This is a genomic window from Streptomyces sp. NPDC090088, assembly GCF_044747345.1.
Classification (GTDB): Bacteria; Actinomycetota; Actinomycetes; order Streptomycetales; family Streptomycetaceae; genus Streptomyces.
This window is the reverse complement of the sequence record NZ_JBIVDZ010000015.1, coordinates 144,534-159,191: the sequence shown is the minus strand read 5'-3', so window position 1 is coordinate 159,191 and position 14,658 is coordinate 144,534. Positions and strand designations below refer to the sequence as shown.

Sequence of the window (14,658 nt, the reverse complement as noted above, 5' to 3'; positions counted from 1 at the left end):
TTGTCAGGTGCAGGCCGGGGTGCCTCCGGTGATTGTTTCGATGGGGTCCGGACGGCAGTCGAGGATGGCTGTGTAGATCTCAGCGCCGTTTGTCTTCAGGCTGGCCGAGAGTTCGTGTTGTTCTCGGGCGAGGTCGTCAAGGGTGTGCGCCGTGTGCCTACGGTCGTCGGCAGGTCGTCCGTCCTCTCCAGGCTTCACATTGGTCCAGAACGCTGGGCTGTCGAAATAGCCCACCAGGTAGATGCCTGCGGCCGTGCGGTCGCGGGTGAGGTAGCGCTCGGCGAGCTGGGTTCGTGCTGCCTCGTCCACGCCCCTGTTCCAGCAGCCCTTGGTCTCGATGATGACGGTGACCTTGGGTGCGGTGGTGTCCCAGCGGTGGTTGGCGTCTATCTGGATGTCGGTGCGGCCGTACCGGTCGATCTGTACCTCCCGGTTGATGATCAGGCGGTGGCCGGCGAGCAGGGTCTGGAGCAGGTGATGGACCAGGTCGCTGAGGTCCTCCTCCCACATCGGCCACCAGCGCCACGGCGGTGGAGCGGCCTGTCCTTTCTTCGGCTTCTGCTCGGTGGTCCGCCCGTGGGTCCGGTTCCACAGGAGCGGGGCGAGCCCGTTGGGGCCGGTGAGCTGGTGCTGAATCGTCTTCAGTGCGTCAAGGACGATGTGGGCCAGTTGGGCGGCGTGGTGGACGATGCGGCGGTCGGTGTCGGCGGCCAGGGCGGCGAGAGTGGGCCAGCTGGGCCGTTCCCAGGCGGTCTCGGCGAGCATCAGGGCGTGCCAGTGGGCGAGGCCGGGCAGGCGCGGGTGGTCGGGGTAGATGTCGGCGAGTCGTTCGAGTTCGGTCAGTGACTGTGGGGTGGGCGTGCGGCTGGCCAGTGTGTCGGGGATGGCGGTCAGGGCGATGCCGACGGGGATGCCGGGGTGTCCGATGCCGCTTCGCGCGTACAGGGGGCCGTCGGTGGTGACGTGGCCGGCGGCGACGAGTCGCTCGTAGAGCGTGCCGAGCTGGCTGGGTGCCATGGTGAGGATGCCGGTGGTGGTGTCGGTGCTCATGATCCAGGCGTCGGTGAGCGCCGGGTCGGCCAGGATCTGGTCCCAGGTGGACTCGCGTTCTGGTGCGGGGGCGTACTCCAGGAGGACGTTGACGGTCTGGGCCCACGCGGCAGCCGGCGCCGGGGAACCGTCGCGCTGCGCTGTTGCCGTGTCGGCGCGGGTCAGGTCGAGTGCCTGGGTGATGCCGGCTGCCGCGAGCGGGCGCAGGATGGGGCGTCGTTGTTCGGGCAGGCGGTTGGGGGCGGCCGCCCATGCGGTCACCGGGGCGAGTTGGGCTGGGTCCACTGCGGCGAGCCTGGTCACGGCCTGTCCGGCGACGTCGGGTGGCAGCCGCTCAAGGTAGTCGGGGAGCGCGGTCCCGAAGGCCTGGCCGGCGCGCTTGAGGGCGTCGGAAATCAGGGTGTGGCGCAGGGTGTCGTCGGGTGGCTCCACCTGGGCGCAGAGCAGTGCGACAGCGATGCCTGTCCACCGCTGGGGGGACAGGGAAGGAAGTGCGGGGACGGCCGTCAGTGCCCGCAGTTCCGGGACATCGGCGATGCAGAAGCCGACCACCGGCTTGGCGTCGTCGGGTGTGATGACGGGGGCGTTGTGCAGGGCCCAGGTCGTGGCGGCGGCGAGGTCGCCGGGCAGGTTCCGGGCGGTGGCCCAGCACGGTGTGGTCGTCAGGTCGAGTACGTCGTGGAAGGCGGAGAGTGCAGGGGGATCCCCGGCCGGGGTGCGGAAGCCCACCATGGCAGTGATCCGTGACCACCAGGGACGCAGATCCTCCCCTGAGGGACGCAGGGCCAGATCGGCTTCCAGCGCTTCCGGGTCGAATCGCCAGCGGGCGCGCCACTGTTCTTCGCTGCGGGCCCGGGGGGCGGGGATCAGGCCGCGTTCGGGTGGTTGGGACCAGGCCTGGATGAGCCGCGCGAGCTGCGGGTGGGCGCTCGTGAGCTGCTGGAGCTGCGTGGTCTCCTCGGGTGTGGGCAGACGGTCGATACCGCGGGCCAAGACGGTGGGGAGGAAGTCCTTGGCCGTGTCGGATAGGGCGGTGAACCGGCAGGCCCAGTGGATGCGATCTTGCGGCGGGAAGAAGGAGAACGGCCCGTCGAGCAGGTGCAGGAGGTCGGTGGAGTCGGCGCGGCGGTCCAGGAGCAGCCCGGCCAGTCGGCGGCGCAGCGCACCGTCTGCGACCGGCTTGTGCAGTTGCTCGGGGAAGCCGGCGGTGTTGGTGTGGTCCCACAGGTCGGCGCGAGCGGCGAGGTCGGCCACGACGTCGGCGAGTGCGGTCTCGAGCCGGTCGTTCGGGTCGGCGGCAGGAACCTGGTCGAGGGCCCATGCCAGGGCGTGTGCGGCACGTGCCACACGCTGGGCGGCCCCGGCACGGTAGGAGTTCGTGGGGGGTGTGGTTGCAGTTGGAGGTTCGGCGAGTTGTCTGCGGGCCCAGGCAAGGACCCTGAGCGGGTCGGGCTGGCCGTCGTCGAGCAGTACGGTGAGACGTCCGGCAGGGATGCCTTCGGCGAGGTCCAGCAGTTCGGTGAGGTCCAGGCAGTCGGGCCACAGTGTCTCCACGGCGGCGGCCCTGATGTCCTCGTCCGCCGGTGGCACTGCCAGGGCCCGGATTCTTTGCTGCTGGTGTGGGGTGAGCTGGTGGGGCAGGCAGCGCAGGGCCGCTGCCCGCCACCCTGGCCGCACGGTCTGGTCTTCAGCCAGGAGCAGCAAGGGCTCGACGGGGCGGTGTTGGGGACCGGCCGCCTGGATGACGAGGAGAGCGGCACCCAGGCGCGGATATTCGTGATCCGCACTCGGCACGCTCAGGTGGGGCGTCAGCTGCTCGGGGAGACCAGGGTGGTCGAGGCGGTACAGGAGTGGACCGTGGGGGGCGAGGCTGCCGTTGCGCTCGGCGCCGACCCGGTAGAGCAGGGTCTCGACCAGGCGGGCGCGGTCGGCGTCGGGATGAGGGCGGGCGGCCAGGTCGGTGCTGAGCAGGACGTGCGGGTCGTGAGCGAGCAGGTCGTCGAAGACGGTGTCGTCCCAGCTGGCGACCCAGCCGGCGAGATCGCGCACCGCGGTGACCGCGTGGCGGGACGGGCCCTGTCCGGTGATGAGCAGCGTCTGCAGGGTGGCGGACGGGACGTGGTGGTGGCGCAGGTATTGAGAGGCGAGGAACTCCTGGATGCTGCGCAGCGCGAACTTGCCGCGGTGGTGGTCGATCCAGGACATCAGCCCGGTGTGCATCAGGCCGCGCAGCGCTGTCTCAGTGACCCGCGCGCCGGCCTCGGGACCGTCGGCCAGATCGCTGACACGCAGAGCCTCGGCCGGACGGGCGTCCGGGCGGGTGGTGAGCACCGGGCGGGCGGTGCACAGGTGAAGGGCCGCGGCGGCCTGCTCAGCTGCGGCGAGCAGCGCCTTGACTTCGCTGTCTTTCGGCGGCTCGCGTTCGTCGTTGGTCTCGTGGCACCAGCGGTCGCAGCTGCGCGCGTACGCCTCGGTGGCGGTGGCCGGCAGGTCTCGTCCTTCGGCGGCGTCCCGTAGCAGTTCCAGGAGGGTCACCGGCAGGGAGACCAGCGGCTGCAGTCCCCGGCGCTGCACGGTGACCGCGAAGGCCGCAGGGTCGAGGCCGAAGTGCCGGGCCGCGGTGGCAACGGCCTCATCGTTCAGCCGGGTCAGTTCGCGGAACTGGACGCCGTCGGTGTCCCAGGTCCGGGTGAGGGCCTGTCGCAGCGGCGTGCCGGCCGCGGTGAGTCCGGGGCGGGTGGCGATACGAAGCCGCAGTCCCGCACGGGCCGGCTCGGGCAGTGACTTCCACCATTTCTCCAAGTGCCAGTACGGTCGTTCGGTCCTGGACAGGGCCTCGTCGTAGCTGTCCAGCAGCACGTGCCAGACGCCGCCGTCCGGCGGCGGCGTCGCCTGTTGCGCGAGCGCGGCTGCCAGGTCCGGCTCCTGCGCGAGATCCCCGAGATCGAGCAGGCAGACCGTCAGCCCCTCGCTGTGGAGGGCTTTTGCCTCCGCTTCGAGGACGTGGGTCTTGCCGCTGCCCCGTTCGGCCATCAGGACGAGGGCGGGCACATCACGCAGGTCCTCCAGGGGGCGCGGGTCCCCTTCGGTGTACGTGAGCGGAGCGTCCTGCTCGTTCTCGGTGGGGAGGTAGCAGTACCTGACCCAGGGGACAGGCTCGGGCTCGCAGAGGTCCACGGTGCTCATCGTCGTGGACGATACGGCAGTGGAGAGCCGCGAGCGGGTGGTGAGGCCGCGCCGGTTTTCTGGGGCGTGGGCCGCCTCACGGCCTTCACTGGGTGTTGAGGGGAGAGCGTGAGGAGTGTCCGGGACGGTCTCTCGTGGAAGTGATCTGTGCCAAGAAGGGTCTCGGAGACGTCATCTTCGGTGCTTCGGGAAAACTCTGTGGCGTTCTCTGCGAGATGCGCTGCGGTCCTGGGAGCTTCTTCGGCAGTATCTGAGGCAACTTCCAGGGTCTCGTTGTCTCCTGGTACGCAGCGGAAAGCTGGGGTTGCACGGCTTCCAGGGGGCGCAAGTTCATCAGGTACGCGCGCTTCCTGTGTGAGATAGGCAACGCGCGGAACGGGAACTGCCGCCCGGCACCAGACGTACCGTCATAAGACGCCGCAGCTAAGAGGGCCCGTCCGGCCAGTATGTGTAGACCACCTGCCCCTTGCCCGCGCCATGGTGACGCTCCGTACCCAACTTGCCGTGCGCGGGGCGGGACTTCACGGCACCCGGATAGCGGAGCGTGAGGGTAATCTCCCTAGCTATCAGTCACGCCTTGGGGTCCGAGACTCTCGCGTGCCACCCGGGTGTCCACGACGGTCGTGGGCCCACGGAAAGGGCGGTGACTGACCCGATGGCGATGAACGACGTGCCGGAGGGGCACTGCCGCTGCTGCAGCAGGCGCGACCGGACGTACCGGCTGGTCCGCTGGCTGGGGCCTGTCCACACGATCTACAAGATCGTGTCGGGTCACTGGCCCTGGTAACGCGAAAAGCCCCGGCCTGACGGCCGGGGCTCCGCAGCAGTCGGTTGTGTGCTGCACCAGGAGGGCCTCACCCAGAGCTTGCAGGCAGCGGGTGGGGCCTTCCGTACGTCCGAATGCGGTTACCGACCCGTACGCAAGCCCGCAAGGGCAGTTGTGACGTAGGCCACATTAGGGCGCGGCAACGCCCCCATCTTGCCTTGACCAGAGAGCAAATTGCACCCACGGGTTACATCGTGGGCAGTGCGGCGCCGCCGCGAAAACAGGCAAGAATGCAGCTCATTAGGGGGTGCCTCACGGTTCACGCGCCCCGCTTGTGGCGCATATCACATACCAAGGGTGAGTGATGGCACATCTGAGCGCTGGTCAATTTGGGGGATTTTGCCGTGAGTTCGCTGCGCGCTCTGCGCAGGGAAGCGGCTCCTCCGGTCGCAAGGAAGGCACTGTACCCGCGGCCACTGACAATGGGTGCCGACCGTTCTGCAACCGCCCGTGCTGACGATCCTGGAGTCGAGGCTACACCGGGCCGCCCGCACCAGCAGCGCCTGTGACGCACCCGGCCGGCTCCTCCCGCTTCCGTGGCCGAGGACCGCCTGTCCGACCGTCAGAAGCTCTCCACGGCGGGGCCGGTACGTTCGTACGTTCTCCGCGGCTGGGCGCCGGACCGGCCTGACAGGCGCCCAAGAGAAGGGCCCCGCAAGGCGCCCGCCACAAGCTTCTCAGTTCTCTCAGTCGGAGCGGATCCGCAGGACCTCTTGTCCTTCTGCCCCGCCAGCAACGCATGGCGGCAGGAAGGACTCCCCCTCTGCCACGACCGCTGGTAGCCGGGCGTCTGCTGCTTCGTCACCTCCTTCTCCACCACCGAGCACGACGTCACTGTCGGGCGAGCCGCTTCCCGCAGACGGCGCCGCGTTCTGCTCCTGGCTCCTCGGCGAGGAATGAGCGGCTGATCCTCACTCGAGTATCGGGCTACATCTGGCGATCCGCCGGACGGTCGGCGGCCGGACGTACAGTACCCGGGGGGGGCGTCGCTCCCGGGGCGTAGGCGGCGGACGCAGGGCATCGCGCAGGTCGAAGGCTCGCCGGCCCGCGGCAGGACCTTCCGAGGCACGCCAGTTCCAAGAGCCGCGCCTCCTTCACGGCTCCGCCGGCAACACCACAGTGGAGCGCAGCAGACACGCCGCGACACGCAGCCGTCAACGGAGCTCGCCAGCGCCGGCCTCGGTCGAACCGGCCGGGCCGACCAGTTGGCGCAGGTCCAGATAGCAGCGCAGCCGTACTCCAGGCTCACCCGCCTCCCGAGTTGTCCGCTGTGCGGTCGCTGTCGCCCAGCGTTCGGCGAACAGTTGCTGAAAGGAAAGCGCAGTCGCAGCGTCGGCAGCCGCGACGTCGACGACGACCAGGCCCGGTTCGCTCAGGTGGGTCTCGTTGATCGGATCCATGTACAGCACGACCTCCAGCTCTCCGGCAGGGTTCCGCAGGCCTGGCATCTTCACCCGATCGAGTCGCTTGCCCGGTTCAGGGCTGCATCTGGCCCGTGCCGAGCGGCGCGTATCTGGCCTCCGGCCTCCGCCATCGCTCCACACTGCGGCTGAGTCCGGCCTTGTCCTGGTGTCCAAGTACCGCCCGGAGAACAGCATCGCGATCGGAGTGCGCGTCGTACATCACGGTCCTCTGTCGCGACGGCAACCTGCGCAAACCGCTCCCGTGTCCCGAGTGCTGCCTGGGATACCACTGGCATGTCTGTGAGCCGGCTGCTCAGTTCCGTGGATCAGCGGCGGAGTTCTTCGGACCAGTTGCGCAGCGGTCTTTCGAGAGTGAGGTTGTCCGCGCGGCTCACCGTCTGGAGCAGTTGGGCACACACCGTCGCTTATGTGGCGAGGCCCGCCGGGCTGCCCAGAACGGGGAAGGCCGTACGGACGCGGGTGGCGGTGTCGGGCTGGAGCAGTGCGTAGGCGTAGAGAGTGGCGGCGTCGAATCCCTCCGGCGCCATGCCCCAGCCCTCCCAGTCCAGGATCCACAGCGGTGAAGCTGTGAGGTTCGCCCAGTGCACGTCGCCGTGGGCGGCGGTCCAGGTGGTGACGGTGGGGGCCGCGATGCCCACGAACTCGGGGATCGCCCGGTCCATGTACTGCTGTCGTACGGCGACACGGTCGGTGGTGGCGGCCGCCACCTTCGCCAGCGTCCCGGCGAGGTCCGTCCACCAGGAACCCGGCAACGGGAGATCGTGCTGGAGGACCGGGTCGACGGACAGGACCGGGTCGACGGACAGGACCGGCTCATCCACACGCACCAACAGCTCGGCCCGGTAGGCGGTGCCGTCGTCGACGGCGTCGTTGACGGCCAGGAGGGCGGGCCTGCGCCCGTCAAGGTCACCGAAGGCGTGCTGAGCGTCCAGGGCGCCGTCCTACAGCTTCCCCGAGGCCTTGTCTGGCGGCGCGGACACCAGCCGCAGCCACGCCGACCGGCCGTCGGCGGTGCGGGCCGGGGCGCCCAGAGTGCGCCCGGCCCACCCCCAGAACGCGGCACCCGGCCCGCTCCGCACGTCAAGGGCCTGGGCGGCACGGGCGTGGTGGGCGCGCATGCGGCGCTCGGTGCCCGGGTCAGGGGGAGGCGAGTACACCAGTGATCTCCCGCAACTTGGCTGCGGTCAGAGGCAGTTGGGCGACCGCGTCAGCCGCCTCCTTCCAGTGTGACGCACCCGAGGCGGCCACCAGGACATCCGTCACTCCTGGGCATGACGCAACCGTCAGAACGCACGCCTGTGCGAGGGTCAGGCCGGGCCGGATTAGGTCGGCGAGGTCCTGGCCGACGATGTGGGGCAGGTCGCCGCCGTGCAGCGGCGCGGAGGCCATCACCCGCAGCCCTGCGCCAGCGGCAGCGGCAGCCGGGAGCGGGCCCCGGCCGTGCAGGGCCTGCGTGAGCAGCGTCATCATCACCAGGCTGACCGGCATCTGGAGGGCGGCCAGGTGGTGACGGCCGCCAGCGGCTTCGCCGGCCAGGGCGAGCAGTTCCGCCACCGTGAACGCTTCGTCTTCCAGGCCCGTCCAGGTGGCGACGCCGTAGCCGGCGATGTGTCCGGCTGCTGTCTCCTCTTCCAGGACGGCGAACGCGTCCCGGATCGCCCGGTGCAGGGCCGGGCGGTCGCCAGGGTGGGCATGCTCGGGGTTGTACAGCAGGGCCAGGTCCAGTCGTTCGCGTCCGAGCTGTTCGCGGTTGCGGCCGGTCTGCCAGCGCACGTACTGGGGGGTGAGGCTGTGCCCGGCCACGGCCTGGTCCTCGGTGAGGATACCGGCCTGCACCGCGTCGGTCCCGGTGGCGGCGTGACGTACCCGGCCTTCGTGGAGACCCGCAGGGCCGGATGAGCGGCCAGGACCGGGGCCAGGAGGGTCTGAGCCCGGCCGGCGGCGTAGTTGGGGGCGGTGTCGGTCCAGGCAGAGAGAGGCGGCTACTCGCAGGGCTGCGGCGGCCAGTTCCTCACCGGGAATCCGGTAGGTCCCCAGCCCCAGGGAGGCGGTCACGCATCCCCCCTCTTGGTGCGGACGGTCGCCATCTGCGCCGCGACCAGCTCGGCGACAAGGGCGGCCGCATCGGCCAGGGGCACGTCTGCAGTGTCGGCGAGGTCGCCGAGGTGATGTCAGCCGGTCTCCAGGAGCCGGTGGAGCAGGGGCGCGGCCGCGGATGCGGCGTCGACCTCCTGTCCTGCGCCGGTGATACGGACCAGGTCTTCACCGGCCACGGTCACCGCGGTGCCCCGGGCCCGGCCGGTCGTCAGCCGCACCCACAGGCGTGCATCGGCGGGCACCGTGGTCAGGTGCGGCAGACAGGGCCGCATGCGGCCCATGTCGGCGGCGTCCTGGGCCCCGGCGTAGCGGTCGGGCAGGCGCGGATCCTCAAGCGCGGTGGCGGCTTCCTTGCCGAGTGCGGCAAGGAAGCGGGTCTTCGTCGCCTGGTCGGTGTGCAGGGGCAGGTCGCGGCGGAAGGTGTAGGAGGCGAGGAGCTGGTCTGCGAGCCAGTTCGCCAAGCGGGCGCCGGTGTGTGGCGAGGTGATGCCGCAGGTCAGGTGCAGGGGTTGGTGTCCTGCGACGTGTTCGACGACGCCACTGGCGGGAGTGGCGGGAGGGCCTGCTCATCAGGTCGAGGGGGTGAGTGTGCCTCCTCCGGTGAGCTTGTAGGTTTTGCCGTCCAGGTAGGCGTTGGCGGTGAGGGAGGCGTCGTAGGTGATGGTGTGGGCGCTGGTGATGCCATGTGCCTGGTCGCCTCGGATGCGCAGTCCCGTGACGGAGGTCAGCGTCGAGGCGATGGGCGAGGACCAGGTCGCGCCGTCGCTCAGTGCGAGCGCGGCTCCGCTGATAGTGCCGTTGAGCCGGGTGTGGGAAGCGTTGAGCTCCACCGTGCCGCCGCCGGAGACCGTCGCCAGCTCGTCCGTGGCCGAGCGGAGTCTGGCTCCGTCGGAGACGTCGATGACGGTCGTGCCGCCGCTGAAGTCGAACACCGGGCCGCCCTGCGCGGTGAGCGAACCGCCACGGATGGTCAGTGTGTTGCTGCTGGGGCCCATCGCAAAGCCCTGGACGCCCTCCTCGGCGCCCGTGAGGTCGCTGTGGTCGGCGAGGACGGTGGTGGTGGTCCCGGCCATCACCACGGCGTTGTCCGCCTGAGCGACACCGTGGACCCGATAGGCCTTGATGGTGCCGGTCGCGTAGAGGACGGTCGAATACTTGCCGGTGGCCAGCAGCCGGCCACCGCGGACCTCGATCGTGCCGTCGCCCTGGTCGGTCGCCACGGCGGAACCGTGGCAGGCCGTGGAAACCATGTCCACGTTGCGCAGGACCGCGCTGCCGTTGTGGCTGACCAGGACCGGGTGCGCGAACTGCCCGGAGACGTCGATGCGCCCGCCGTTCATGGTGACCGACCCGTCGTAGTCGGCGTACAGGGCGTTCGCGCCCGATCCGGTCGTGGTGATGCTGCCGCCTCGGACACCGATGCCGCTGCCCGCGCCGGTGGCCCGTACAGCGGCGTTGAGGCCATAGAAGCTGCTATCGTCCGCCGACTCGGTGTTGCCGCTCGTGACCACCGTCGGACGCTGGAGGCGGAGGGTGCCCGCGTTCTTGACCAGGACGGCGGTCTCGTTGTCGTCGGTGACGGTGAATAGTGTGTCGGAGAGTGTCTGCGTGCCCCCGTCCAGGGTGTACGCAGAGGTGCCGGTGATCGTGCCGGTGCCGCCACCGGGCCCGGGTGCGCTGCACGCGGTCGGGTCGACCGTGTCGGCCCAGGCCACTGGAGCACTCCAGACCGCACCCGAGACGGCCAGTACGGCCATCGCCGGGAGCAGGGCGGTCCAGCGCTTGCGTCTTCCGGTGAGCAATCCGCGATTCATGTCGTTCCTGTCGTAGTCAGGTCGGTTGAATCCTGGACGTGGCTGTCAGCCGAGGGTGGAGAGTCCGCCGTCGACCAGGATGCTGGCCCCGGAGATCCATCCGGCGTCGTCCGAGGCGAGGAAGAGCGCGGCCTTGGCAACGTCCTCGGGCTGCCCGAGGCGTCCCATGGGGATCCGGTCGAGGGTCAGCCTCTGGAAGGCCTCGGGTGGGTTCTCACTGGTGAACAGCGGGGCGGTGGCCGGTGTGACGACCGGGCCCGGGATCACGGAGTTGGCGCGGATGTTGTGCTTGCCGCCTTCGGCGACGAGTTGGAGGGTGAGTGCCATGCAGCCGGCCTTGGCGGCGGCGTGGGCATTCTGGGCAACGAACTCCACCCCGCGGACGGCGGCGATGGAACCCACGTTGATGACGGATCCGCCGCCGTTGGCGATCAGGTGCGGCCAGGCCGCGCGGGTGACGTAGAAGACCTGGTCGAGTTCGTTACGAAGGGTGAACTGCCAGTCGTCCACGGAAAGTTGGTCGATGGGGGCCATTCGGATCGCGGAGGCGTTGTTGTAGAGGACGTCCACGCCTCCGTAGCGGGTCGCGGCCTCGTTCACCCAGGCTCGCGCGGCATCGGGGTCGCCGAGGTCGACCGGGCCGAGGGCGGTCATCTCGCCGCCTGCCTTGCGGGCCAGTTCCTCGGTCTCGGCGTTGGCGGCGGCGTTCAGGTCACAACCGACGACCTTGGCGCCTTCCAGCGCGAAGAGGATCGCCGCGGCGCGGCCCATGCCGCCGCCGGTTCCGGTGATGAGGGCGACCTTGCCCTGCAGACGTCCGGGGGTATTCATGAGCGGTACTCCTTCACTGATGTGCGGCGACCACAGGCGCGTCGGCGGGCAGCGGGCCCGTGCCGGAGGCCCCGCCCGGTGACCCCAGTGCGATGAAGACGGACGCGTTGGCGACGGTGTAGGCGGCCCAGTCGTCGGGGACGTCGGCCTCGTAGAAGATCGCCTCAACCGGGCAGACCGGTTCGCAGGCACCGCAGTCGACGCATTCCTCGGGGTGGATGTAGAGCATCCGCTCCCCCTCGTAGATGCAGTCGACGGGGCACTCCTCGACGCATGCCTTGTCCTTGACATCCACACAGGGCTGGGCGATCACGTAGGTCATTGAGCTTCTCCGGTGGCCGAGCTGGATGCGGGGGCGACGGTCCACGTCTCGGAGCCGTGGAGCAGTGCGGTGAGGTCGGCCGGCCGGGCCTGGCGGGCGGCTTCGAGCTGGCCCCGGGCCAGGTCGTCGTAAGACGGGCGCCGGACGGCGCGGAAGACGCCCACGGGTATGTGGCGGGGGGCCGGTCCGCCGAGCCGGGACAGTGAGAAGGCGTGGGTGGGGTCGGCCGTCTCGGTGTCGTGGACGACGGTGCGGGAGGTCTCGAAGCCGGCTCTGGGTTCCACGACCCGCAGCGCGCCGCTCTCGGGGTCGCGGATCACCCGGTGTGCGCCGTCGGGCCCGAAGCTCAGCGGCTCGCCGTGGCGCAGCGGGATGACGGCCGGCGGCCGCGTGGCATCGGCGGTGTCCCGTTTGAACAGGTCGAAGGCGCCGTCGTTGAAGACGGGGCAGTCCTGGTAGATCTCCACCAGCGCCGATCCCCGGTGCTCGGCCGCCGCGCCCAGCACCTCGGTGAGGCCCTTTCGGTCGGAGTCCAGCGCTCGGGCGACGAAGGTCGCCTCGGCTCCGAGCGCCAGCGAGATGGGGTTGAAGGGGTGGTCGACCGAGCCCATCGGGGTCGACTTGGTGATCATGCCGGGCTCTGAGGTGGGTGAGTACTGGCCCTTGGTCAGGCCGTAGACGCGGTTGTTGAAGAGCAGGATCTTGAGGTTGACGTTCCGGCGCAGGGCATGGATCAGGTGGTTGCCACCGATGGACAGCGCGTCGCCGTCGCCCGTGACAATCCAGACCGACAGGTCAGGCCGCGTGAGGGCCAGCCCGGTGGCGATGGCAGGCGCCCTGCCGTGGATGGAGTGCATCCCGTAGGTGTTCAGGTAGTAGGGGAAGCGGGAGGAGCAGCCGATGCCGGAGACGAAGACGATGTTCTCGCGGCGCAGCCCGAGGCGGGGCAGGAAGGACTGCACGGCCGCCAGCACGGCGTAGTCACCGCACCCGGGACACCATCGGACCTCCTGGTCCGACCGGTACGAGGCGGCGCTCTGGCCACGGTCGTCGGTCGGTACGCCGTCCAGTCCGCGGAGGGTGGGCGGGTCAAGGTCGATGGCGGTCATGGCGCGGTCCTCTGTGCGGCGGTCTGTGGCGTGTGGGTGGTCTCGGCGGCCGGGCCGTTGAGCAGGTCGTCAATCATGTCGGCGAGTTCGGCGGCGCCGAAGGGGACTCCGGACACCTTGGTCACCGAGTGGACGTCCGCCGCGCCGCAGGCGCGCAGCAGCGGCGCCAGTTGGCCGAGGTTCATCTCCGGCACGACCACCCGCTCGTAGCGGCTCAGTACGGCGTTTGTGTTGCCGGGCAGCGGGTTAAGGTGCCGTAGATGGGCCTGGGCGACGGACCGGCCGCGTCCCCTGACCCGGCGGCAGGCCGCGCCGATCGGGCCGTACGTCGAGCCCCAGCCCAGGACCAGTACCCGGGCGTCCCCGGAGGGGTCGTCCACCTCCAGGCCGGGTACGGCGACGCCGTCCACCTTGGCTCGGCGGAGCCGGACCATCCGTTCGTGGTTGGCCGGGTCGTAGGAGATGCCGCCGTTGCCGTCGGCCTTCTCCAGACCGCCGACGCGGTGCTCCAGACCCGGCGTGCCGGGCACGGCCCACGGGCGGGCGAGGGTGTCCGGATCGCGCAGGTAGGGCCAGAAGGCGCCCGAGCCGTCGAGGGCATTCGGCTCGGTGGCGAACTGCGGTCGCAGGTCGGGGAGTTGGTCCACGTCGGGGATCCGCCAGGGTTCGGAGCCGTTGGCCAGGTAACCGTCCGACAGCAGCAGCACCGGAGTGCGGTAGGTGAGCGCGATCCGTGCCGCCTCCAGCGCGGTGTCGAAGCAGTCTGCCGGAGAGCGCGGGGCCAGCACCGGCACGGGGGACTCGCCGTTGCGGCCGTACATGGCCTGGAGCAGGTCGGCCTGCTCGGTCTTGGTGGGCAGCCCTGTGGAGGGGCCGCCGCGCTGTACGTCCACAACGACGAGCGGAAGCTCGATCATCACCGCGAGCCCGACGGTCTCGCTCTTGAGCGCGAGCCCCGGACCGGACGTGGAGGTCACGCCGAGCGCGCCGCCGAACGCCGCGCCGAGGGCGGCGCCGATGCCGGCGATCTCGTCCTCCGCCTGAAAGGTGAGAACGTCGAACTCCTTGTGCCGGGACAGCTCGTGGAGGATGTCCGAGGCTGGCGTGATCGGGTAGCTGCCCAGCAGCAGCGGCAACTCCGCCTGCCGGGCCGCCGCGATGAGGCCATAGGCGAGCGCAGTGTTGCCGGTGATCTGCCGGTAGGTGCCGGGCGGAAGCGAGGCGGGGGCAATCTCGTACGTGCCCGCGAACGCCTCGGTGGTCTCACCGTAGTTCCAACCGGCACGCAGCGCCCGTGTGTTGGCCTCCGCCAGGTCCGGTCGGGTGGCGAACCGGTCGCGCAGGAAGCGCTCGGTGCCCTCGGTGGGGCGGTGGTACATCCAGGACAGCAGGCCGAGCGCAAACATGTTCTTCGCGCGGTCGGTGTCCTTGCGGGACATCCCCGAGTCGGCGAGGGCACCCTGGGTCAGGGTGCCCATGGCGACCTGGTGGACCTGGAACGCGTCCAGGCTTCCGTCGTCCAAGGGCGAACCCTCGTATCCGGCCCTGGACAGGTTGCGGCGGGTGAACTCATCGGTGTTGACGACGATCACAGCGCCCGGCACGAGGTCCGCGAGATTGGCCCTGAGCGCGGCGGGGTTCATCGCCACCAGCACGTCGGGCCGGTCGCCCGGGGTGAGAATGTCGTGGTCCGCGAAGTGCACCTGGAACGAGGAGACGCCCGGGACGGTTCCCTTCGGGGCCCGGATCTCGGCCGGGTAGTTTGGCAGCGTCGCGAGGTCGTTGCCGAACAGGGCTGCGGCCGAGGTGAAGCGGTCGCCGGCGAGTTGCATGCCGTCGCCGGAGTCGCCGGCGAACCGGACCACCACCCGGTCCAGTTGTGTCGTATGCGCCGTCACGGCGCTCCTCCTGAACTCCGCACCACGTGCGGCGGATGGGGACCGGTCCCCCGCTGACGCGGGCGGGGAACCGGGGCAAGGTGAGGAAAGGGCGGAGTGGG

12 protein-coding genes are annotated in these 14,658 nt (G+C 70.1%); 1 reads left to right on the top strand and 11 read right to left on the bottom strand.

Translation table 11 applies throughout. The features are described 5' to 3' along the window. Positions 1 to 3: 3 nt before the first annotated feature. Positions 4 to 4,236, bottom strand: coding sequence for a hypothetical protein (locus ACIPSJ_RS50010; RefSeq protein ID WP_401356752.1), 4,233 nt, complete (start codon positions 4,234 to 4,236; stop codon positions 4 to 6). Between the two features lie 643 nt (positions 4,237 to 4,879). Between ACIPSJ_RS50010 and ACIPSJ_RS50005 the strand changes: the two genes are divergently transcribed. Further along, positions 4,880 to 5,023: a hypothetical protein gene (locus ACIPSJ_RS50005; RefSeq protein ID WP_401356750.1), complete on the top strand. Its 144-nt coding sequence runs from the start codon at positions 4,880 to 4,882 to the stop codon at positions 5,021 to 5,023. 1,193 nt (positions 5,024 to 6,216) lie between these two features. On the opposite strand, the gene ACIPSJ_RS50000 is transcribed toward ACIPSJ_RS50005, so the two are convergent. The 10 genes from ACIPSJ_RS50000 to ACIPSJ_RS49955 form a co-directional block, all read right to left on the bottom strand. Further along, positions 6,217 to 6,462, bottom strand: a complete 246-nt coding sequence (locus ACIPSJ_RS50000) for a DUF6207 family protein (RefSeq protein ID WP_401356748.1) — start codon at positions 6,460 to 6,462, stop codon at positions 6,217 to 6,219. A gap of 428 nt (positions 6,463 to 6,890) precedes the next feature. Beyond that, the gene (locus tag ACIPSJ_RS49995) at positions 6,891 to 7,307 is read right to left on the bottom strand and encodes a hypothetical protein (RefSeq protein ID WP_401356745.1); all 417 of its coding nucleotides are present in this window, start codon (positions 7,305 to 7,307) and stop codon (positions 6,891 to 6,893) included. Between the two features lie 120 nt (positions 7,308 to 7,427). Further along, positions 7,428 to 7,604: a hypothetical protein gene (locus ACIPSJ_RS49990; RefSeq protein ID WP_401356743.1), complete on the bottom strand. Its 177-nt coding sequence runs from the start codon at positions 7,602 to 7,604 to the stop codon at positions 7,428 to 7,430. 19 nt (positions 7,605 to 7,623) lie between these two features. After that, on the bottom strand, positions 7,624 to 8,322 hold the full coding sequence (locus tag ACIPSJ_RS49985) for an aldo/keto reductase (protein WP_401356741.1): 699 nt from the start codon (positions 8,320 to 8,322) through the stop codon (positions 7,624 to 7,626). Between the two features lie 335 nt (positions 8,323 to 8,657). Beyond that, positions 8,658 to 9,044, bottom strand: coding sequence for a hypothetical protein (locus ACIPSJ_RS49980; protein ID WP_401356739.1), 387 nt, complete (start codon positions 9,042 to 9,044; stop codon positions 8,658 to 8,660). 108 nt (positions 9,045 to 9,152) lie between these two features. Then, positions 9,153 to 10,397 (bottom strand): hypothetical protein, encoded by a 1,245-nt coding sequence (locus ACIPSJ_RS49975; protein WP_401356736.1) that lies wholly within the window; start codon positions 10,395 to 10,397, stop codon positions 9,153 to 9,155. Between the two features lie 45 nt (positions 10,398 to 10,442). Beyond that, positions 10,443 to 11,228: an SDR family NAD(P)-dependent oxidoreductase gene (locus ACIPSJ_RS49970; protein ID WP_401356734.1), complete on the bottom strand. Its 786-nt coding sequence runs from the start codon at positions 11,226 to 11,228 to the stop codon at positions 10,443 to 10,445. Positions 11,229 to 11,241: 13 nt separating this feature from the next. Then, positions 11,242 to 11,550, bottom strand: coding sequence for a ferredoxin (gene fdxA, locus ACIPSJ_RS49965; protein WP_401356732.1), 309 nt, complete (start codon positions 11,548 to 11,550; stop codon positions 11,242 to 11,244). After that, positions 11,547 to 12,659, bottom strand: coding sequence for a 2-oxoacid:ferredoxin oxidoreductase subunit beta (locus tag ACIPSJ_RS49960; RefSeq protein ID WP_401356730.1), 1,113 nt, complete (start codon positions 12,657 to 12,659; stop codon positions 11,547 to 11,549). The genes fdxA and ACIPSJ_RS49960 overlap by 4 nt, the downstream gene beginning before the upstream one ends. Beyond that, positions 12,656 to 14,557 (bottom strand): 2-oxoacid:acceptor oxidoreductase subunit alpha, encoded by a 1,902-nt coding sequence (locus tag ACIPSJ_RS49955; protein ID WP_401356728.1) that lies wholly within the window; start codon positions 14,555 to 14,557, stop codon positions 12,656 to 12,658. Before ACIPSJ_RS49955 ends, ACIPSJ_RS49960 begins: the two co-directional genes overlap by 4 nt. Positions 14,558 to 14,658 lie beyond the last annotated feature (101 nt).